An 18,216-nucleotide genomic window follows, 5' to 3' on the forward strand; every position below is an offset into this window, starting at 1 on the left:
GGTGACGGGCGGTCACCGCGCGTTGAGGTGCTCCACGAGCAACGTGGTGACGGCCTCCGGTGCCTCCTCGGGCACCCAGTGCGTGACGTCTTCGAGCATCTCGAACCGGTAGGGCCCGGTGACCCGGTTCGCGGTGTCGAGCGCGGCGGCGGAGCCGAAGGCGGCGTCCTCGGTGCTCCAGATGTAGAGCGTCGGCACGGCGATCTTGCCGATCTTCCCACCCGGCCGCCCGGCCCGGTACCAGTTCAGGGCGGCGGTGAGCGCGCCGGGCTCGGACAGCCGCTGCACGTAGTCGTCGACCTTCGACGGCGACACGCGCCGCTCGAACATGTCCCGCAGCGCGCGGGCGTCGTTCTCCAGCATCCGCCGCTCGGTGACGCGGGTCTGGCGCCATTCGGTCATGTACCGCGAGCGCAGGTGCTGGTCCTCGTCGGTCTTCATGGCGTCGGCCAGCGCGCCGGGGTGCGGCGTCGAGACGACGGTCAGGCTGCGCAGCCGTTCGGGGTGCGCGTCGGCGGTCCACCAGGCGACGGCGCCACCCCAGTCGTGCCCGACGAGGTCGAACTTCGGCCACCCGAGCGCTTCGGTGATGGTGACGACGTCGCCGACGAGGTGATCGATCGAGTAGTCGGACGCCTGCTCGGGCCGCACACCGGGCGAGTAGCCCCGCTGGTCCGGCGCGACGGCCCGGAACCCGAGCACCCCGAGGGTGGCGACCTGGTGCTCCCACTCCGTCGCGGCTTCGGGGAAGCCGTGCAGCAGCAGCACGGGCCGCCCGTCTTCGGGCCCGGCGGCGATGGCGTCGAAGGTACCGGCTTCGGTCGGGATGCTGATGTGGTCGATCACGGGCCGAATCTACTGCGCTCAGTTAAGCGCCGGACGGCTGGTTCTGGTCACTCGACTACGCTGCCGGGGCCGAGCAGTTCGGCGCCGATGACCTGGGTGTCGTCGCCGACGTACACCATGAGTCCGGACTTGCCGGCGAGCGGCGTCAGGTCGGCCTGGTCGACGTCGAAGAGGCACAGCTTGCGCAGCCGGGGTAGCGAAGCGAGCGGGGCGAGATCCACTTCTTGGCATGCCACCAGGCGGACGTCGGACAAGCTGTCTGCCCATCTGATGAGGTTCGAAATGTCGCGGAGGTTGGGGCATCTGTCGAAGCCGAGCATCCGCGGCGAGTCCAAAAAGGACAAGTCGGCCACGTTGTCGAGGTAAGGCATGTTGTACAGGACCAACGAGGGCAGGTATCCCAAGGGGGCGAGTTCGAGCATCTGCGGCGGGTCTTCAACCCAGCTCAGTTGAAGGTGTACCAGGTTCCGCGACTGGGCGAATCTCGACCAGCCATGGGTTTGCACGGTGGTGACCAAGGACATGAGTCCCTCGACATCGGCCAGTGGGCCGATGTCGACCGAAGGCGTCTCGGCCTCGCCTTCTATCGTGAGGCGTTCCAGTGCGGTGCCCGCCAGTGCTGGCAAGTCGTACCCGGCGATGTCGTGGACCATGAGGTTCTTGAGGCGAGGAAGCTTTCTGACGAAACCGAGTTCTCCGTACCCGTCTTCGAACGAGCAGTTAAGGCTTTCGAGATTGCGGACGTGTTCTAAGCCCGCAAGCATCGCCGGGTCTGTCACGTTCAGGTTGCCACTGGGTAGGTGCGCTTCGGCAAGCACCTGCTCGGCGTACTCGGCTGGGTCGAACCGTTCCCGGCTGCTGACCAATTCTCGTACCACAACAATGCTGGAATGTTTGCTGAAGCGCGTGATCAGGTCCAACGCGCCAGGGCCGCCGATCAACGCGGCGGCCCGGATCGTGGCCGCGATGGTCCAGGGGGACTCCGGCCGGCAGGCGGCGAGTAGATCGAGCGCGAACTCGCCCGCCGTCGCGAGGTTCGCGGCGTCGCCGAAGTCCTCCGGAGGAATTAGCGCGGCTGTCCGCCGCTCGATTCCCGCCCGCAACTCTTCGGGAAGCTCGGGGGAGGTCTCCAAACAAGCCAGTGCGACCAGAGCACTCGTCATCAAGGGCGAGTCGAGTATGCCTTTGATCAGCTTGTTGCGTTGCGCGGGGTAGGCGTGTCCGGCAGCCATGACGGCAACGCCACACCATTCGTCTCGGTTGGCGTTCGCGACCAGCACGCCGATGTCGTCTTCCTCGACGGCGGCCTTCGCCGCGAGGTAGTCGCTGAAAGTCCGGTGCACGAAATCGATCCGGCCCGGGACCGGCTCGCGCAGCACACCGCCGCGATCGAGCAGGTGCCGGAACACCTGGTGCGGGCCCGCGCTGATTTGGCCCATGAACGCCAGCTTTGCGGCAATCCGCGCCTCCGCGTCCTCGGTGGGGATGTCGGTGTGTCCATTGCGGACCATCCAGTACGCGAGGTTGCGCAGGAGAACTAGCTTCTCAGTCAGCGAAAGCCGGATTTCGGGGACGATCCGTCGTTCGATGTCACGGCTGTCGAGCAGCATGCGCAGGGCAACTTCGTACAGCTCCATCCGATTGTCCGGAAGGCGCCCGTTGCCCTCGTGGTGCAGTGCGCATAGAAGCGCGCATAGGAGCGGATTCTCTGCCAGCCGACGCAGTGCGCTCCGCGAGCCGATGGCCGCGATCAACGCGTCTCGCTGGTCGTCGAGGGCATCCCCCGGCATCGCCGCGTGCCAGCGCCCGACAAACGTCCGAACGTCGCGCGGCGTCATGGGCTGCAGTCGTACCTCGGTGAAGTCCTGGACGGCCATCCAGTCCGGGGCGACTGCGGCCGGCCTCGTGGTCACGACATATCGGACGCGCGGAAACGCTCCGACCAGCTCAGCCAGCCACTGCTGAACTTCCGGGCGTCGTTCCTCAGGCAGCTCGTCGATGCCGTCGACGAGCACGATGGCCTGCCCTCGCCGCAGCCGTTCGTGCACCCAGCCTTTCGGCATCTCATCGGCGATGTGCCTGCCGACCTCGTCGAGGAACTTCTCCGGAGTGGGCAGCTCCGATCGGCTATAACGACGCAACCGCAGGAGAAACGGCTCAACGTCCTCCCAGTCTTCGATCGTCCTCAGTTCTCGGCTCGCGCACTTGACGGCCAGCCATTGCAGCATGGTCGTCTTGCCGGACCCGGCTTCGCCGCGTAACAGGATCCGCCGAGCCTTCGGCAAGATGTGCTCGATCCGGTCGGCCGGCCCGAAGTCAGCTGCGGCCGTGATGCTCAGGCTGAGGTATGCGACTGACAGCGGGTACAACCTCGTCGCGTCGGCCAAGCCCGCGCCGAAGAGCGCCATCCGATCGAGGGTTGTCATGACTTGTCGACGGAAATCCGCTGCAAAGTCATCGGGATGGCGCCGTTCCGGCAGGGCGGTGAGCACGTTCCGGACGGTTTCGAGGATCTCGGTCTCGCGGCGGAGTACTCCCCGTAGTGCGCCGGGCTGGAACCGGGGGAGGGTGCTCGTGATCTGTACCAGGTAGGCGCAGCATTCTCGGAGTACTCGCCGATACAGTTCGGTCGCGTCGGCTGAGAGAAGAGTGGTAACGTCCGAAACGGTACCGGCGAGGTGGCGATTCAGGTAGCCCGCATCGAGGTCGGCGGCGAAGAGGTCGTCGTCGGTCAGACCGGCGCGTTCGAACGTGTCGCGTACCGCGTCGACTGCGGCCGCTCGCTCGTTTTCTGGGAGGTTACGGAACTCGACTTCGAGAAATGATAAGAGTCGATCGACTACCCTCGATTCGAGGTTGGTGAATAACAGCCGGAGCTTGCGCCGGTCGTTGAGGCCGGTGACTTGTTTCTCGAGCAACTCGAAAACTTTCGCGGACGCATCTGCGGCGATGGTCCGGTCCCCCAGCCATATCTTTGCAGCTGCCTTTACTACGGCTGTCGTCAAGGCGATTGCTGCCGCTTCGAGCCCGCTCACCGGAAGTATTTTAGCCGATTATCTCCGCTGAGGTGACCACTGTCACCAGCGGGGCATACAGCCGCATGATGTCGAGCGCCTTCGCGTGGCTTTCGTCGTCCACACCGGCGCAGGCGTCCGAGACCACGGTGACGGCGACGCCCGCGTCCGCCGCGGCCAGGGCCGTCGACAGCACGCAGCAGTCCGTCGAGACGCCCGCCAGGACCAAGCCTGCACCGCCCACTCTGGTGGCCATGCGGGCGTTCCACTTGCCGAAGGTGGTGGCGTCCACTGTGGAGAGTGGGTTGAAGCCGTCGATCACCTGGTACAGCGGTGCGTCCGGTGGCTGGCGGGCGAACGGCCACTGCTCGTAGTAGCGGCGCCACGCGCCTTCCGGCTGGGCGGGCGCCACGAACCTCGTGAACACGACGTCGTGACCGAAAGCCGTCACCAAGCGGTGGATCGGCGGCACCACCTCGGCGAAACGCGGGGTGAACCACGGGCTCGCCCGGTCGGCGAACACGTTCTGCAGGTCGATGACCGCCAGGATTCTCCTCACACCGCCTCCTGTTCGCGGACCCGCCGCCGCGTCGGCAACGTTGCCAGGAAACCCAGGGCCAGTGCCAGCAGCACGCCGAGGTTCGCGAAGGCCCACGCTCCTTCGCGGCCGCCCAGGCCGAACGGTTCCAGCAGATATCCCTGCCACTTCAGCCATTCCGCCGACGTGTTCGTCACCAGGCCCCAGCCGAGCGCCGTGGCCAGCAGGACCACGGCGATCGGGCCGAACCGGACGTCGCCGTAGCGGCCGGCCGGGTCGAACAGCTCGGCCTCGGCGTAGTCGCGCCGCCGCAACAGGATGTCCGCGAGCATCACGCCGCACCAGGCCGCGACCGGGACGCCCAGCGTCACCAGGAAACCCTGGAACTGCCCGAGGAACTCGCCGCCGAAGAAGACGATGTAGATCGTGCCGAGGACCATGATCACGCCGTCGACCAGCGCCGCCGCCGGGCGGGGGATGCGCAGGCCCGCCGAGAGCAGCGCCAGGCCCGACGAATAGATGTCCAGCACCGCGCCGCCGACCAGGCCGAGCACCGCGACGATCGCGAACGGCACCAGGAACCACAGCGGCAGCAGCGTCGTCAGCGCACCGATCGGGTCCGCCGCGATCGCCTTGTTCAGGTCCGGCGACGAGCCGGCCAGCAGCAGCCCGAACACCAGCAGCACCACCGGCGCCACCGACGCGCCGAACGTCGTCCAGCCGACCACGCCCCGGCTCGACGCCGACCGCGGCAGGTAGCGCGAGTAGTCCGCGGCCGCGTTGACCCAGCCGAGACCGAAGCCGGTCATCAGGAACACCAGCGCCCCGACCCACTGCTGCGCCGAGCCGGACGGCAGCGCGCTCACCGCTCCCCAGTGGACGTCACCGGCCACGAGGACCACGTAGACGACCGTGAGCACCCCGGTGATCCAGGTGATCCACGTCTGCAGCTTCATGATCGCGTCGAAGCCGAGCACGCCGGCGGCGACGGTCAGCGCCGCCACCACGACGAGCGCGACCACCTTCGTCGGTGTCCCGCCGCCCCAGCCGAGCCGCTCGAACACCGTCGCCGTGGCCAGCGTCGCCAGTGCCGCGAGCACGGTCTCCCAGCCGACCGTCAGCAGCCACGAGATCGCCGACGGCAGCCGGTTGCCGCGCACGCCGAACGCCGCCCGCGAGAGCAGCATCGTCGGTGCCGACCCGCGTTTGCCGGCGATCGCGATGAACCCGCACAGCAGGAACGAGAACAGGATGCCGACGAGACCGGCGACCAGTGCCTGCCCGAACGAGATGCCGAAGCCGAGGGTGAACGAGCCGTAGCTCAGCCCCAGCACCGACACGTTCGCGCCGAACCACGGCCAGAACAGCTGCCGCGGCCGCCCGCGCCGCTCGGCGTCGTCGATCACGTCGAGGCCGTTGGTCTCCACCTTCAGCCCGCGGGCCTCGGTACCGCTCATGTCGTCGCCTCCAGCAGCTGGTCGATCTCTTCCCGGCCCGGCGCGGTCGCCGGGCCGCGCCGGGTCACCGAAAGCGCAGCCGCCGCGTTGGCGCGCACGGCGGCGTCGAGGACGGTACTGCCGCGCAACAGCTCCGCGGCCAGCACGCCGCAGTGCGTGTCGCCGGCGCCGGTGGTGTCCACGACGTCGACCGGGAACCCGGGGACGTCGGTGATCCGGCCGTTTTCGTGGACACGGCAGCCTTTCGCGCCCTCGCGGACGACGGCAACGGGTGGCAGCTCACCCAGCGCCTCGGCTTCGCGGGCGTTACAGCTCAGAACGTCTATTGTGGATAGAAGGGCATGGAGGTCTCCAGGGTCGATGTCGGTGATGAGCGGGCCGGGGTCGAACAGGACCTTCGAGCCGGGCAGCCGGGGCAGCCACTCGATGAGGGCGCCGCGATTTGTCTCGTGCAACCAACTGTATCCGCTCAGGTACACGACGTCGTCAGTCTTTGGGGTGACTTGGTCGAGGAGTTCGGCGCGCAGCCGTCCTTCGGCGCCGGTGCTGGTCGTGAAGGTGCGCTCACCGGTCGCGTCCACCCAAACCACGACGATTCCGGTGTCTACTTCGGACAGTGGTTCATGGGCCAGTGCAACACCTTCGGCTGCGAGGGCGCTGCGGGCGAGATCACCGAAGAAGCCGATTCCATGGCTGCCCGCATAAAGTACCTGCGCGCCTGAGCGTGCCGCGGCGGCCATGACGTTGAAACCGCCGCCGGGCAACAGATTCGCCGACGACGCGAAGACATCGCCGCCATGCGGAGGCAGGGCCGGCACCGCCATGACGAGGTCGACGACGACCTGCCCGGTGTGCACCAGCCGCCCGGTCATCGGCGGCGCAGCTTCAGGAGTTCGTCGACCAGCGGCCCGAATTCGAGCCGGTTGACGGCGAGCACGGTCTCGACGACGTCCGGGCGGAAGGCGCCGACGCCGTGCGCGGCGCCGAGCATCGCCCCGCAGATCGCGGCGACGGTGTCGGTGTCGCCGCCGAGCCCCGCGGCCAGCCGCAACGCCGACGGCGGGTCGTCCCCCATGGCTTCGGCCAGCGCGAACGCGGCCACCACGGACTCCTGCGACGCCACCGACGTGCCGATCACCTGGGCCACCGCGTCGGCGACGGCGGCCGGGGTCATGCCTCGCACCCAGTCCCGCGCCCAGCGGATCCGCGCGGCGATTTCCCCGCCGGGCGCCCAGTGTCCGCGTTCCCCGCCGACGACGGCGGCGCGCTCACCGGCGTCGAGCGCTTCGGCCAGGCTCGCGCCGTCGACCCCGGCGGAGACGGCGGCCGCGACCGCGGCGGCCGAAGCGATGCCCAGGCTGGTGTTGTGCGTGACGCGCGCGGTGGCGACGACCGCGTCGACCAGCCGGTGCAGGTCGTCCGACGGGGTGGCGATGCCGACCGGCGTGACCCGCATGGCGGCGCCGTTGGTGGTGCCGGTGCGGCCCGCCTCGTCGGCCGGGACGCCGTCCTGGAGCCGGGCGAGCGCGCGTTTCGTGGACGGCCCGAGCAGGTCCGCGGAGCCGCGGCGGACCATGTCGGCCTCCCAGATCAGCAGGGCGTCGGCGAAGACGTGCGGCTCGACGACGCCGCGGCCGTCGATGAGCAGCCGGGCCAGCAGGACGGCCTGCTCGGTGTCGTCGGTGACCGAGCCGGCGGGCATCGACGGCGCCACCGGCTGCTCGGCGACGGCGGTCAGCAGGCCGGTGACCGGCCCGTAGGTGGCGGCGATGGCGGCACGGGACATCGACTGCGTCGGCATGCCGAGCGCGTCGCCGACGGCCAGCCCGGTGAACGCGCCGAGCGCCCTTTCCCGCGCGGTCACCGGTGTCCGAAGGTCAGGTGGAACTGGAACCGGTCGGGGTCCAGCAGGCTGACGACGCGTTCGACGAGCCGGCCTTCGAGGTCGACCGACGTCCGCTCGGCGCGGAGGAAGAGCTCGCCGACGCTGCGGCCGAGCAGTTCGGAGGAGCAGGCGTCGAGGCGTTCGGTGCTGATCCACTGGTCGCCGCCGGCGGAGATCCGGCCTGCGGCCTCGAGGGTCCTGGTCAGGGAGCCGTCCTGCAGGCCGGTCGCGGGGAGGTCGGCGAGCGGCCCGACGGCGGGCACGGTGGCGGTTTCCAGCGAGATCCCGCGCTCGCGCTCCCGCCGCAGCCGCCGCACGGCGACGTAGGCCCGCTCCCCGAATTCTTCTTCCAGGGCAACGTCTTCGACGGCTTCGATGCCGAGCAGCTCGGTGGTGACCGGCGCCCCCGCGTCGGCGAGGGCGCGGGCCCAGCCGAGCCGCTGGTCGAGCTGGACGCCGTCGAAGCTGACGAACGACCCGACGCCGGCCTGGGTGGAGATGAGCTCCAGCTGCTGGAGCTCCGACAGCGCGCTGCGGACGGTGCCGCGGCTGACCTGGTACTGCAGGGCGAGTTGGTTTTCGCCGGGGAGGCGCTCGCCGTTGGCGAGGCGCCCGGAACGGATCAGGTCGGTGAGATCGCCGACCAGCTGCTGCCGCTTGCTGTACATGTTCACACCTGTACACCCAGCGTCGTCGCAGGTCAAGCGGCCACGAGCAGCTTCGCGTCCGCCGCGATCATCTTGCCTGCCCGCTCGGCCACCTTGCCGGAGACGACCATGATGATCGCGAAGGAGCCCGCGAAGATGACGGTGCTCAGCCAGACCATGGTCGAGACGGGCAGGGTGAACGCGCCGACGATGCGGATCGAGCTCTCCAGCGCGAACCCGATGCCCCAGATCACGCTGCAGCGCCGCAGGATGGCGTTGAACTGCTCGTTGTGGCCCAGCCGTTCCCAGGCGGCTTCCCGTTCCGCGCTGCCGCGGGTGAGGAAGGGGCGCATGGTCTTGGTCATGATCGGGGCCGCGGTGAACGCCGAGGCGAGGATGACGAGGCCGGTGATGCCGCTGCCGAGCGAGTCCTTGGCGATCATCATCCGGGCGTCACCGGTGACGAAGGTGAGCAGCATGCCGACGACGTTCGTGACCAGGACGACCAGGGCGAGGCCGTTGAGCGTGCGGTCCTTGGCGAACTGGTAGAGCGTCCGGGCCAGCGGGAAGACACCGGAAGCGGCGAGGGCGGTGAAGTCGCTCGCGCCGAACGAGTGGAGCGCGTAGTAGACGCCGATGGGGACGGCGATCTCGATCGCGAGGGTCTTGAGGAGGGCGTTTCCGGGCTGGTTCGTCGTCATGGGTAGAGCTTGTCGCGGCGGAGGGGCTGGGAAGGATGCCGTCCGCCACGACTTGGACCTGACAGATGTCACGGCCGGCTTGGTACTACTCGAACGCGATTTGAGCTTGCTGTTCGACGGTGGGGACACATTCCCGAGATCGCGAAGGCCCTGCACCCGCCGCTGGAAATCAAGCGCAAAAGTCGCGAGCAACCATAGCGACCTCACATTCCGGGCCGCTGCGTCGTCTACTGGGTATGACGATCTTCCTGCGCGGCACGATCGCGCTGCAGACGCTGGCGCTGTTCCTCGCGCCGATCACCGCGGGCCTGCTGTTGACGACTCCGAACGGGCACGTCCTCCACAGCGCTTCGGCGTACACGATTTGGACGGTCGCCGTCCTGCAGGTGATCGCTGCCGTGCTGGTGTGGCGGCCCGGCGGCGGGTCGCCACGGGCGATTCCGTACGCGGCCGTCTTCCTGGGGCTCGTCACCGCGCAGGTCTTCCTCGGCATCGCGCACGTCACGACCGTGCACGTGCCGCTCGGGGTGCTGCTGTTCGGCGTGAGCCTGGTGCAGCTCAGCCGCCCGAGTGCATGTCTTCCGCCTCGGGGACGCAGTCGTCGTCCGGATCGTCCAGCCAGCCGTGTGGCAGCGTGACCTTGCCCGGGGAGCCCTGACGTCCGCGCGGGCCCGTCGCCGCCTCGGGGAACGGGGCCGAGTGGTCGAGCTGGGCGATCAGGTCGTCGAGCTGGTCCATCGACGAGAGCATCGCGAACCCGCGGCGGAGCTCCGAGCCGACCGGGAAGCCCATCAAGTACCAGGCCATGTGCTTGCGGATGTCGCGCATCGCCTTGTCGTGGCCGTCGTGCTCGATGAGGAGCTCGGTGTGGCGGCGCAGCACCTTCGCGACCTCGCCGAGGTTGGGCGGGGTCGGCAGCGGACGGCCGGCGAAGGCGGCTTCGAGCTCACCGAACAGCCACGGGCGGCCGAGGCAGCCGCGGCCGACGACCACGCCGTCGCAGCCCGTCTCCTCGACCATGCGCAGGGCGTCGGCGGCGGAGAAGATGTCACCGTTGCCGAGCACCGGGATGCTGGTGACGGCTTCCTTCAGCGCGGCGATCTTCGTCCAGTCGGCCTGGCCTGAGTAGCGCTGGGCGGCCGTGCGGGCGTGCAGGCTGACGGCGGCGGCGCCTTCGGCTTCGGCGATGCGGCCGGCGTCGAGGAAGGTGTGGTGGTCGTCGTCGATGCCGATGCGGAACTTCACCGTGAACGGCGTGTCCCCGGCGGCCTTCACCGACTCGCGCACGATGGCTTCGAACAGCTTCCGCTTGAACGGCAGCGCGGCCCCGCCGCCCTTGCGCGTCACCTTCGCGACCGGGCAGCCGAAGTTGGAGTCGACGTGGTCGGCCAGCCCCTCGCCGACGATGATCCGGACGGCTTCGGCCATGGTCTTCGGGTCAACCCCGTACAGCTGCATCGACCTGGGCTTTTCTTCGGCCCCGAAGGTCATCATGTGCATGGTGCCGGGATGCCGTTCGACGACGGCGCGGGCGGTGATCATCTCGCACACGTAGATGCCGGCGCCGTACTCGGCGCACAGCTGCCGGAAGGCAACGTTGGTGATCCCGGCCATCGGCGCGAGCACGACCGGCGGATCGACCTCGTAGGGGCCGATCTTCAGGGCGGGCTTGCTCAGGGTCGCGGTCACGTCCTCCATTGTCGCTGGTGGTGTTGGTCACACCCCACCAGGGTCCAGGGCGGCCTCGAGCAGCGCACGCGTCTCCTCGTCGAACGCGACGAGGCGGATCAGCTCGACCCCGGACGGTGTCTCCCGCAGCGTGCGGACCGCGATCCGCGCGGCTTCGGCAGGCGGGTAGCCGTAGACGCCGGTCGCGATCGCCGGGAACGCGATGCGGTGGACCCCCAGCTCGTCGGCGACCGCCAGGCTACGGCGGTAGCAGGACGCCAGCAGCTCGGCCTCGCCGTACCCGCCGCCGTCCCAGACCGGGCCCACTGTGTGGATGACGTACCTGATCGGGGCGAGGCCGAACGCCGGCGTCGCCTTGGCGTCTCCCGGGTCGCACGGCGCGATCGCCGCGCCGGCTTCGGCCAGCTCGGGCCCGGCGGCGCGGTGGATCGCGCCGTCCACGCCGCCACCGCCCAGGAGCGACTCGTTCGCGGCCGTGACGACGGCGTCGACGCGCTCGCGGGTGATGTCGCCGAGTACCACCTCGATCGCGGTCATCTCCCGATGGTGCCTGCCGGCCGGAACCGGCGGCTGGGGGTTCGCACCGGGCGAACGGGGACCTGCTTTCCCGGACCGTCACGTCGCCCTCACGGTGATCGGCTCGTCACTCCGGCCAGGCATAGGGTTCGGCGTATGACGAACGCGCCTCTCCGCTGGGGAATCATGGGTACCGGCGGGATCGCCACGGCCTTCGCCCAGGACCTGCGGCTCACCGGGTCCGGCGTGGTCGCCGCGGTCGGGTCGCGGTCGGCCGAAAGCGCCCGGCGGTTCGCCGACGCGCTCGGCATCCCCCGTCGGCACAGCAGCTACGCAGCCCTCGCGGACGATCCGGACGTCGACGTCGTCTACGTCGCCACCCCGCACCCGCTGCACCACGGCAACGCCCGGCTCGCCCTCGAAGCCGGGAAGCCGGTGCTCGTCGAGAAGCCGTTCACGATGAACGCCGACGAGGCCCGTGACCTCGTCGAACTGGCGCGGGCCAACGGCCTTTTCCTGATGGAGGCGATGTGGACGCGGTTCCTGCCGCACGTCCGGCACATCCGTGAGCTCCTGCCGCGGCTCGGGGACGTCGTCACCGTCGCCGCCGATCACGGGCAGTGGTTTGCCGAAGATCCGGCCTTCCGGCTGTTCGCGCCGGAACTGGGTGGTGGTGCCCTGCTCGACCTGGGGATCTACCCCGTGTCGTTTGCGTCGATGGTGCTCGGGGCGCCCGAGCGGGTGGCCGCGATGGCGACGCCCGCCTTCACCGGCGTCGACGCCCAGATGTCGATGCTGTTCGGCTACGCGAGCGGTGCCCAGGCCGTCCTGACCTGCACCTTGAGCGCCGTTTCGCCGACCACCGCGGCGATCGTGGGCACCGACGCGCGGATCGAGGTCGACGGGCCCTTCTACGCTCCCGCGTCCTTCACCTTCATCCCGCGCGAAGGCGAGCGAAGCCGCTTCGAGTACGTCGACGAGGGGCGTGGCCTGCGGCACCAGGCCGACGAAGTCGCGCTGCGGCTGGCCGACGGCGAGACCGAAAGCCCGCTGATGCCGCTGGCCGAAACCGTCTCGATCATGACCACCATGGACCGGGTGCTGGCCGCGACCAGGACGTGACCCGCGATTGAGTAGTGCTACGGATCCGCAGGTGACGCCGGTGGGCGACGCTGTCCGGTATGACCACCGAAGCGGATGTGCTCCTCCGGCTCGCCGGCGAGATCGACGACCTGGGGCGTCGTCTCGCCTTGGTGGGCTCCGAACTGCGAACCGTCCGGGAGACGCAGCCAGAGCAGGCCGAACAGGCCGCGCAACCGCCGCAGCCTGAGCCCCAACCCCAACCCCAACCCCAGCCCCAGCCGCCCCGGCCGATGCGGCCCGAGTCGGTCCCCTGGCCGCACTACCAGTGGCAGCCGCCGCCCCGGCCGCAGTACGCGCCGCCCCCGCAGTACGCGCCCGCGCCCTCCATGCCGATCCCGCGGCAGACGCTGGGCGAAAAGCTCGGCAAGGAAGGCGCCGGCAGCCGCGTGCTCGCCTGGGTCGGCGGCGCCGTGACGCTGCTCGGCGTCGTCCTGCTGCTCGTGCTCGCCGTGCAGCGCGGCTGGCTCGGGCCGCTGCCGCGCGTGCTCGTCGGCGCCGGGTTCGGGCTGGCGCTGACCGGCACCGGTGTGTGGCTGCACCGCAAGCCCGCCGGCCGCACCGGCGCGTTCGCGCTGGCCGCCACCGGCATCGCGACGCTCTACCTTGACGTCCTCGCCGCGACGTCGCTGTACGAGTTCCTGCCGGTGCTCGCCGGGCTCGCCGCCGGGCTGGCGGTCGCCGTCGGCGGGCTGCTGGTGGCCGTGCGCTGGGATTCGCCGCTGCTGGCCGCCGCCGTCGTCATCGGCTGTGTCGTGTGCGCACCGATGATCGTCCGCGGCTTCACCCCCGAACTGGTCACCTTCCTGCTGATGGTCCAGCTCGCGACGGCACCGGTGCAGCTGCGCCGCGACTGGTCGTCGCTGACGCTCGCCGCCGGTCTGCCGCCGCTGTTCGCCTCCGTGATCAGCACGGCGTTGCTCGGCGGGGGCGGCAGCTGGGCGAACACCGCGGCGGCCGGCGGTGCCGGGGTCACCGGCGTCGTGCTCGCGTTGATCGCGCTGCGCCGCCGCGAAAACGACCCCGCGGCGCTGTCGCTGCTGGCGACCGAGGTGGTGCCCACGCTCATCGCGGCACTGCTGCTGCCGAAGGCGCAGGCCGTGCCGATCACGGCCGGTGCGGGTGTCGTGCTGCTCGCCGTCTGGGCCGCCCGGCGGTGGTGGCCCGGGTTCGCGGGACAGGTGGCCGGGCTGGCCGGGCTGCTCGCCCTCCTGCAGGCGACGGTCACCCAGTTCGACGGGCCGGCGCGCGCCGGGGTGCTGCTCGGGGAGGCGCTGCTGCTGGTGGTGGCCGCGGTCGGCGGGCGCAACCGGGGCGCGCTGGCGGCCGCGCTCGGGTTCGCGGCGATCGGCGGCCTGCTCGGCGTGGTCTTCGACGTCACGCCGCTGTTGCTGATCGTCCCCCGCGCGCACCCGGTCGCCGAGCTGACCGGTGCGCTCGCGGTCGCCGCGCTGATCCTCGCCGTGTCGGTCGTGCTGCCGTGGGCCGCCGCGCGACTGGAGGTGTTCCGCGGGCCGGCCGAAGACCTGCCGATCTGGCTGGTCGCCGGGGTTTCGGCGCTGTACGGCGCCGCCGGGGTCGTGCTGTGCGGCGCGCTGCTGGCGGTGCCCGGCCGGACCGGGTTCCTCCTCGGCCACGCACTGATCACGGTGTCCTGGACGGTCGCCGCGCTCGTGCTGCTCCTGCGCGGGATCGACGTCGTCGCGCTGCGGGTGACCGGGCTGATCCTGGTCGGCGCCGCGGTGGTCAAGCTGGTGCTGTTCGACCTCTCGACGCTCGACGGGCTGGCCAGGGTCGGCGCGTTCCTCGGCGCGGGATTGGTGCTGCTGGCGGCCGGGACGCGGTACGCGCGGCGGGTCGCGTCGCGGTAGCGCGGAAGAAATTGTCGGTGCCCCGTGGTTACCTGGGTCACAGACCCGACGACCAGGGGGCACCGACATGGCAGCACCGAAACTGTCCGATCGCGCCGGCGAACCGATCGCCTGGCTCACCACCGTCACTCCGAAGGGGCGGCCCGCACCCCGGCCGGTGTGGTTCGTCCTCGACGGCGAGGACATCGTGGTGTTCAGCGAGCCCGGCACCGCGAAACTCCGGCACATCGAGGCGAACCCCGACGTCAGCTTCCACCTCAACAGCGACTCCCACGGCGGCTCGATCCTCGTCGTGAGCGGGAAAGCGCACGTCGAGACGGGCAAGGCGTCGGAGGCGCCCGGGTACCTCGACAAGTACGGCTCCCGCTACGCGGCGATCGGCCTGGACGCGGCCGGGTTCGACGCCAAGTACTCCGTCCGCATCCGCGTGGTGCCCGAGCGCACCTGGGGGTTCTGACTCAGAAATCGACGTCGAGGCAGGCGAGCCGGGCACCCGCGGTGCCCGCGTGGCCCGGGTCGATGTGCGTGTGCGTCTCGTGGACGACCACGGACTTCGGCCGCCGATCGGTGACCCTCCAGTCCACTGTGGACCGGGCGAAGCCGGTGCCGGCCCGGTCGGTGGTGAAGTCGAGCCAGATTTCGTTGCGCGGGTTCGCGTACGCGGGGTCGACCGACGGCTTCACCGGGTCCGGCACGTGCTGGAAGTGCGGCCCGGCGGCGTCGCCGGCGGCTCCGCACGGCTGGGTGTGCGCGTGGGCGCCGTAGGCGCGACCCGGCAGCAGGCCGGTGACGAAGAGCAGGGTGGTGGTGCCGGTGGCCGAAACGCCGAAGACGTGCGCCCGGGCACCGGGCGGGACGAGGTCGGGGCGGTACGTCACGGCCGGGGCGTGGTCGGAGAACGTGCCGTGGGCGGTCGTGAACCGCGCCGGTGACGGTGACGCGGCGGCGGCACCCGGAACGAGTACGGCGACGGCGGCCGCGGCGGCCAAGGCGGGAAGAAGGCGCATTTCCCCTCTTTAGCCAGTCGTCCGGGGACGCAGCCATGATCATCACTCGAAAGTGTGACCGATATGGTGGAAAAGTCACGTATTTCCCAACCGGTGGACGGTCCCGAGCCCGGTTATGGTCGTATCGTGTCCGAACACACCGGCGAAACCCGCAACGAGAAGCTGCAGCGCAACCTCGGCGAGCTGCTGCAGGAGCTGCGGGTCGCCCAAGCCGGGGTGCAGATCCTCTTCGGTTTCCTGCTGTCGGTCGTGTTCACCGACCGGTTCCACGACGCCAGCGGGTTCGAGAAGGCGCTGCACCTGTCCGCGGTCGCGCTGGCGGTGGCCGCGACCGCGCTGCTGACCGCGCCGGCGGCGTGGCACCGGCTGCTGTTCCGCACCGGCAGCCGGGAGCGGATCCTGACCGTCGGCAACCGGCTCGTGCTGGTCGGGCTGGTCTGCCTGGCCCTCGCCATCACCTCGACGGTCGCGCTGATCGCCAAGGTCGTCTACGGCTGGATCGCGATGGTGGTCCTGGGCGCGCTGTGCGTGCTGATCTTCGGGATCCTCTGGTTCGTCATGCCGATGCGGATGCACCCGGCCAACGGTGATCAGCCGACGGGCCCGCCCAAGTAGAGCGTGTCCTCCTGGACGAAGCAGAGCGGGTTGCCGAACGGGTCGTCGGCGTAGAAGGAGCGCTCGCCCCAGAACTGCGTCTCGATCGCGTCGTCGACCCAGCGCGGTCCGGCGGCGCGCACCCGCTCGAACGTCTCCTCGACGTCCTCGACCGCGAGGTAGACGATCCGCGGGTCCCGCTGCGGGCGGGGCTCGCGGTGTTCCGGGGGCGCTTCGACGCAGGCCAGTACCACGCCGCCGCAGGTGAAGTAGTGGCGGTTGACCGCGATCCGCTCGCCGGGGGCGCCGAAGACGGCGGCGTAGAACGCGACGGCGACCTCGACGTCGTCGACGGGCTGGATCAACCGGAACACCCGCGGCCCGCTCATGCGGGGCACACTACCGCTGTTCATCCCGCGTTCGGCAGCAGTTGCCGGGGTGGTCGGAAGCCGCCCGTAGCTTCCCGCCCGTGACTGACACTTCTCGCCGGACCTTCCTCCTCGGCGCCCCGGCCGTCGCCGCCGCGGCGACCCTGCCGAACGTCCTCGGCGCCCCGGCCGCCGAAGCCACCGGCCGGCACCGCCCGGACGCCGAAGATCCGCGCTTCACGCTCGTGGTCATGCCGGACACGCAGTACCTGTTCGACGAGGACCGCGGGGACGCGGCCCCGCTGGACGCCTCGCTGCGGTACGTCCTCGACGAGTCGGCCGACAACGTTGTCTTCCTCGCTCACCTCGGTGATCTCACCCAGAACGGGCGGGTGGACGAGTTCGCCAGGATCAGCCGGTCGTTCCGGGCGCTCGACCGCCGCCGGTTCCCGTACAGCACCCTCGCGGGCAACCACGACATCGACGGCTCGAAGGACGACCAGCGTGGCCCGTCGCCGTACCTCGACGCGTTCGGCCCGCAGCGCCGGCGCAACTCGCCGACGTTCCGGGGCGCCTCGAAGGACGGCTACAACACCTTCCACATCTTCCGCGGCGGCGGCCGCGAATGGCTGCTGCTCGCCCTCGACTGGCGGCCCTCGGCCGGCGGCCTGAACTGGGCGAAGCAGGTCCTCGCGCAGCACCCGACGCTGCCGGCCATCCTCACCATCCACGAGCTGGTCTGGGCCGACGACGACCACCGGGCCCAGTTCTCGACCTTCGGCGAGCACGTCTGGCAGGAGCTCGTCCAGGGCAACGACCAGATCTTCCTCACGCTCAACGGGCACTACTGGCCGACCGGGCGCACCGTCCGGAAGAACGCCGCCGGCCACGACGTGCACGTCCACATCGCCAACTACCAGGACCGCTACTACGGCGGCAGCGCGATGGTCCGGCTCTACCGGTTCGACCTGGCGCGGGGCGTGATCGACGTCCGGACGTTCTCGCCGTGGCTCGCCGCGCAGGACCACCTCAGCGAGATGCAGCAGCAGGAGGCCGAGCGCAGCGGGGCCGCCGACTACTTCAGCCTGGAGATCGACTTCGCCGAGCGCTTCAAGGGCTTCGCGCCCGTGCCGGTTCCGCCTGCGCGGCCGGCGAAGCAGCTGCTGGTCCCGGGCACGGTCGCGTACTGGCGCTTCGAAGGCGGCCAGGACGGCCAGGCGGTCCCGGACACCGTCGTCGTCCGCGACCAGACCGGCCGCGGCAACGACCTCACGCGCGTCACCGCACCCGGCAGCGGGCCGGACGCGCTGCAGTATTCGAAGGAGTTTTCGCCGCGGCAGCCGTCACGGGCGAGCCTGCGGTTCGACGGAGGCCGCGACCCGAGCCGGGGCGCCTACCTGCGCACGGTCGACGCCGCGCCGATCAACCGGCTGAAGTTCGAGCGCGGGTACACGGTCGAGGCGTTCTTCCGGCTGCCGGCGAACTTCAAGGACGGCCACCACGGCTGGTGCGGGCTCTTCGCCCGCCAAGGCAGCGGCGCGGCCGCGGGCAAGACCGGCGACGACCCGAAGGAATCGGCGGCCACGCTGTCCCTTTCGGACGGTGGCGAGCTGCAGTGGGCGGTGTACCCGCTGAACCAGAACCGGACCTCGACGAACTGGGGCCACGAGCTGCCGGTGGAGAAGTGGTGGCACGTGGCCGTGGTGAACGACGGCCGGCGCACGGTCGTCTACGTCGACGGCTGCCCGGTGGTGCGGAACCCGGCCACGCCGGCGGTCGGGCTCGCCGACCCGGGCGGCCCGTGGCTGGTCGGCGCGTCGTCCTACGACAGCAAGGTCGACCGCAGTTTCGCGGGGTTGCTGGGTGACGTGCGGGTGGTCGACCGGCCGCTGAACCCGCGTGAATTCATGCTGGGCTGAGGCTCTTGACAGCGGGTGGACAAT

General features: G+C 70.3%; 18 protein-coding genes. 6 read left to right on the plus strand and 12 right to left on the minus strand.

The annotated features are described in order from the left end of the window. Positions 1-12: 12 nt before the first annotated feature. The 8 genes from HUT10_RS29405 to HUT10_RS29440 are packed head-to-tail and all read right to left on the minus strand — an operon-like array spanning position 13 to position 9,088. A complete protein-coding gene (locus HUT10_RS29405; protein WP_176174163.1) occupies positions 13-846 on the minus strand; it encodes an alpha/beta fold hydrolase in 834 nt (277 codons plus the stop codon). A 47-nt stretch (positions 847-893) separates the two neighbouring features. Further along, positions 894-3,881 carry an NACHT domain-containing NTPase gene (locus tag HUT10_RS29410; protein WP_176174164.1) on the minus strand — a complete coding sequence of 996 codons (2,988 nt, stop codon included), beginning with the start codon at positions 3,879-3,881 and terminating at the stop codon, positions 894-896. Between the two features lie 10 nt (positions 3,882-3,891). Continuing rightward, on the minus strand, positions 3,892-4,419 hold the full coding sequence (locus HUT10_RS29415) for a cysteine hydrolase family protein (RefSeq protein WP_176174165.1): 528 nt from the start codon (positions 4,417-4,419) through the stop codon (positions 3,892-3,894). Further along, positions 4,416-5,855, minus strand: coding sequence for a cytosine permease (locus HUT10_RS29420; protein WP_176174166.1), 1,440 nt, complete (start codon positions 5,853-5,855; stop codon positions 4,416-4,418). Before HUT10_RS29420 ends, HUT10_RS29415 begins: the two co-directional genes overlap by 4 nt. Continuing rightward, positions 5,852-6,727, minus strand: a complete 876-nt coding sequence (locus HUT10_RS29425; RefSeq protein ID WP_176174167.1) for a PfkB family carbohydrate kinase — start codon at positions 6,725-6,727, stop codon at positions 5,852-5,854. Before HUT10_RS29425 ends, HUT10_RS29420 begins: the two co-directional genes overlap by 4 nt. Beyond that, positions 6,724-7,719 (minus strand): ADP-ribosylglycohydrolase family protein, encoded by a 996-nt coding sequence (locus HUT10_RS29430; protein ID WP_176174168.1) that lies wholly within the window; start codon positions 7,717-7,719, stop codon positions 6,724-6,726. Before HUT10_RS29430 ends, HUT10_RS29425 begins: the two co-directional genes overlap by 4 nt. Further along, positions 7,716-8,408 carry a GntR family transcriptional regulator gene (locus tag HUT10_RS29435; RefSeq protein ID WP_176174169.1) on the minus strand — a complete coding sequence of 231 codons (693 nt, stop codon included), beginning with the start codon at positions 8,406-8,408 and terminating at the stop codon, positions 7,716-7,718. Before HUT10_RS29435 ends, HUT10_RS29430 begins: the two co-directional genes overlap by 4 nt. Before the next feature lie 32 nt (positions 8,409-8,440). Continuing rightward, positions 8,441-9,088 carry a VC0807 family protein gene (locus tag HUT10_RS29440; RefSeq protein WP_176174170.1) on the minus strand — a complete coding sequence of 216 codons (648 nt, stop codon included), beginning with the start codon at positions 9,086-9,088 and terminating at the stop codon, positions 8,441-8,443. Between the two features lie 236 nt (positions 9,089-9,324). On the opposite strand from HUT10_RS29440, the gene HUT10_RS29445 reads away from it, so the two are divergent. Further along, a complete protein-coding gene (locus HUT10_RS29445; protein WP_176174171.1) occupies positions 9,325-9,726 on the plus strand; it encodes a hypothetical protein in 402 nt (133 codons plus the stop codon). Here the strand turns inward: HUT10_RS29445 and dusB are convergent. Continuing rightward, positions 9,647-10,786, minus strand: coding sequence for a tRNA dihydrouridine synthase DusB (dusB, locus tag HUT10_RS29450; RefSeq protein WP_176174172.1), 1,140 nt, complete (start codon positions 10,784-10,786; stop codon positions 9,647-9,649). The two genes, HUT10_RS29445 and dusB, sit on opposite strands and share 80 nt — an antisense overlap. Before the next feature lie 18 nt (positions 10,787-10,804). Beyond that, positions 10,805-11,314, minus strand: coding sequence for an O-acetyl-ADP-ribose deacetylase (locus HUT10_RS29455; RefSeq protein ID WP_176174173.1), 510 nt, complete (start codon positions 11,312-11,314; stop codon positions 10,805-10,807). Between the two features lie 135 nt (positions 11,315-11,449). Here HUT10_RS29455 and HUT10_RS29460 point away from each other — a divergent pair, with 135 nt between their 5' ends. The 3 genes from HUT10_RS29460 (at position 11,450) to HUT10_RS29470 (ending at position 14,761) form a co-directional block, all read left to right on the plus strand. After that, complete coding sequence (locus HUT10_RS29460) at positions 11,450-12,415, plus strand: Gfo/Idh/MocA family protein (RefSeq protein ID WP_176174174.1); 966 nt, start codon at positions 11,450-11,452, stop codon at positions 12,413-12,415. Between the two features lie 59 nt (positions 12,416-12,474). Next, positions 12,475-14,304, plus strand: a complete 1,830-nt coding sequence (locus HUT10_RS29465; RefSeq protein ID WP_176174175.1) for a DUF2339 domain-containing protein — start codon at positions 12,475-12,477, stop codon at positions 14,302-14,304. 67 nt (positions 14,305-14,371) lie between these two features. Continuing rightward, on the plus strand, positions 14,372-14,761 hold the full coding sequence (locus HUT10_RS29470) for a TIGR03667 family PPOX class F420-dependent oxidoreductase (RefSeq protein WP_176174176.1): 390 nt from the start codon (positions 14,372-14,374) through the stop codon (positions 14,759-14,761). Between the two features lies 1 nt (position 14,762). Here the strand turns inward: HUT10_RS29470 and HUT10_RS29475 are convergent, their stop codons facing one another. After that, positions 14,763-15,311: a superoxide dismutase gene (locus tag HUT10_RS29475; protein ID WP_176174177.1), complete on the minus strand. Its 549-nt coding sequence runs from the start codon at positions 15,309-15,311 to the stop codon at positions 14,763-14,765. A 126-nt stretch (positions 15,312-15,437) separates the two neighbouring features. Between HUT10_RS29475 and HUT10_RS29480 the strand changes: the two genes are divergently transcribed. Then, positions 15,438-15,926, plus strand: coding sequence for a DUF6328 family protein (locus HUT10_RS29480; RefSeq protein ID WP_176174178.1), 489 nt, complete (start codon positions 15,438-15,440; stop codon positions 15,924-15,926). On the opposite strand, the gene HUT10_RS29485 is transcribed toward HUT10_RS29480, so the two are convergent. After that, entirely contained in the window at positions 15,902-16,294 is a 393-nt protein-coding gene (locus tag HUT10_RS29485) for a glyoxalase/bleomycin resistance/extradiol dioxygenase family protein (RefSeq protein ID WP_176174179.1), read from the minus strand. The genes HUT10_RS29480 and HUT10_RS29485 overlap by 25 nt on opposite strands. 80 nt (positions 16,295-16,374) lie before the next feature. Between HUT10_RS29485 and HUT10_RS29490 the strand changes: the two genes are divergently transcribed. Beyond that, complete coding sequence (locus HUT10_RS29490; RefSeq protein ID WP_176174180.1) at positions 16,375-18,192, plus strand: LamG-like jellyroll fold domain-containing protein; 1,818 nt, start codon at positions 16,375-16,377, stop codon at positions 18,190-18,192. Positions 18,193-18,216 lie beyond the last annotated feature (24 nt).

The organism is Amycolatopsis sp. Hca4, from assembly GCF_013364075.1.
Classification (GTDB): domain Bacteria; phylum Actinomycetota; class Actinomycetes; order Mycobacteriales; family Pseudonocardiaceae; genus Amycolatopsis.

Bases quoted from the DNA above. Each gene is read 5' to 3' on its own strand.
- HUT10_RS29460 (WP_176174174.1), top strand. From the start codon at position 11,450: ATGACGAACGCGCCTCTCCGCTGGGGAATCATGGGTACCGGCGGGATC.
- HUT10_RS29440 (WP_176174170.1), bottom strand. From the start codon at position 9,088: ATGACGACGAACCAGCCCGGAAACGCCCTCCTCAAGACCCTCGCGATC.
- HUT10_RS29475 (WP_176174177.1), bottom strand. From the start codon at position 15,311: ATGCGCCTTCTTCCCGCCTTGGCCGCCGCGGCCGCCGTCGCCGTACTC.
- HUT10_RS29435 (WP_176174169.1), bottom strand. From the start codon at position 8,408: ATGTACAGCAAGCGGCAGCAGCTGGTCGGCGATCTCACCGACCTGATC.
- HUT10_RS29485 (WP_176174179.1), bottom strand. From the start codon at position 16,294: ATGAGCGGGCCGCGGGTGTTCCGGTTGATCCAGCCCGTCGACGACGTC.
- dusB (WP_176174172.1), bottom strand. From the start codon at position 10,786: ATGGAGGACGTGACCGCGACCCTGAGCAAGCCCGCCCTGAAGATCGGC.
- HUT10_RS29470 (WP_176174176.1), top strand. From the start codon at position 14,372: ATGGCAGCACCGAAACTGTCCGATCGCGCCGGCGAACCGATCGCCTGG.
- HUT10_RS29455 (WP_176174173.1), bottom strand. From the start codon at position 11,314: ATGACCGCGATCGAGGTGGTACTCGGCGACATCACCCGCGAGCGCGTC.
- HUT10_RS29425 (WP_176174167.1), bottom strand. From the start codon at position 6,727: ATGACCGGGCGGCTGGTGCACACCGGGCAGGTCGTCGTCGACCTCGTC.
- HUT10_RS29420 (WP_176174166.1), bottom strand. From the start codon at position 5,855: ATGAGCGGTACCGAGGCCCGCGGGCTGAAGGTGGAGACCAACGGCCTC.
- HUT10_RS29445 (WP_176174171.1), top strand. From the start codon at position 9,325: ATGACGATCTTCCTGCGCGGCACGATCGCGCTGCAGACGCTGGCGCTG.
- HUT10_RS29465 (WP_176174175.1), top strand. From the start codon at position 12,475: ATGACCACCGAAGCGGATGTGCTCCTCCGGCTCGCCGGCGAGATCGAC.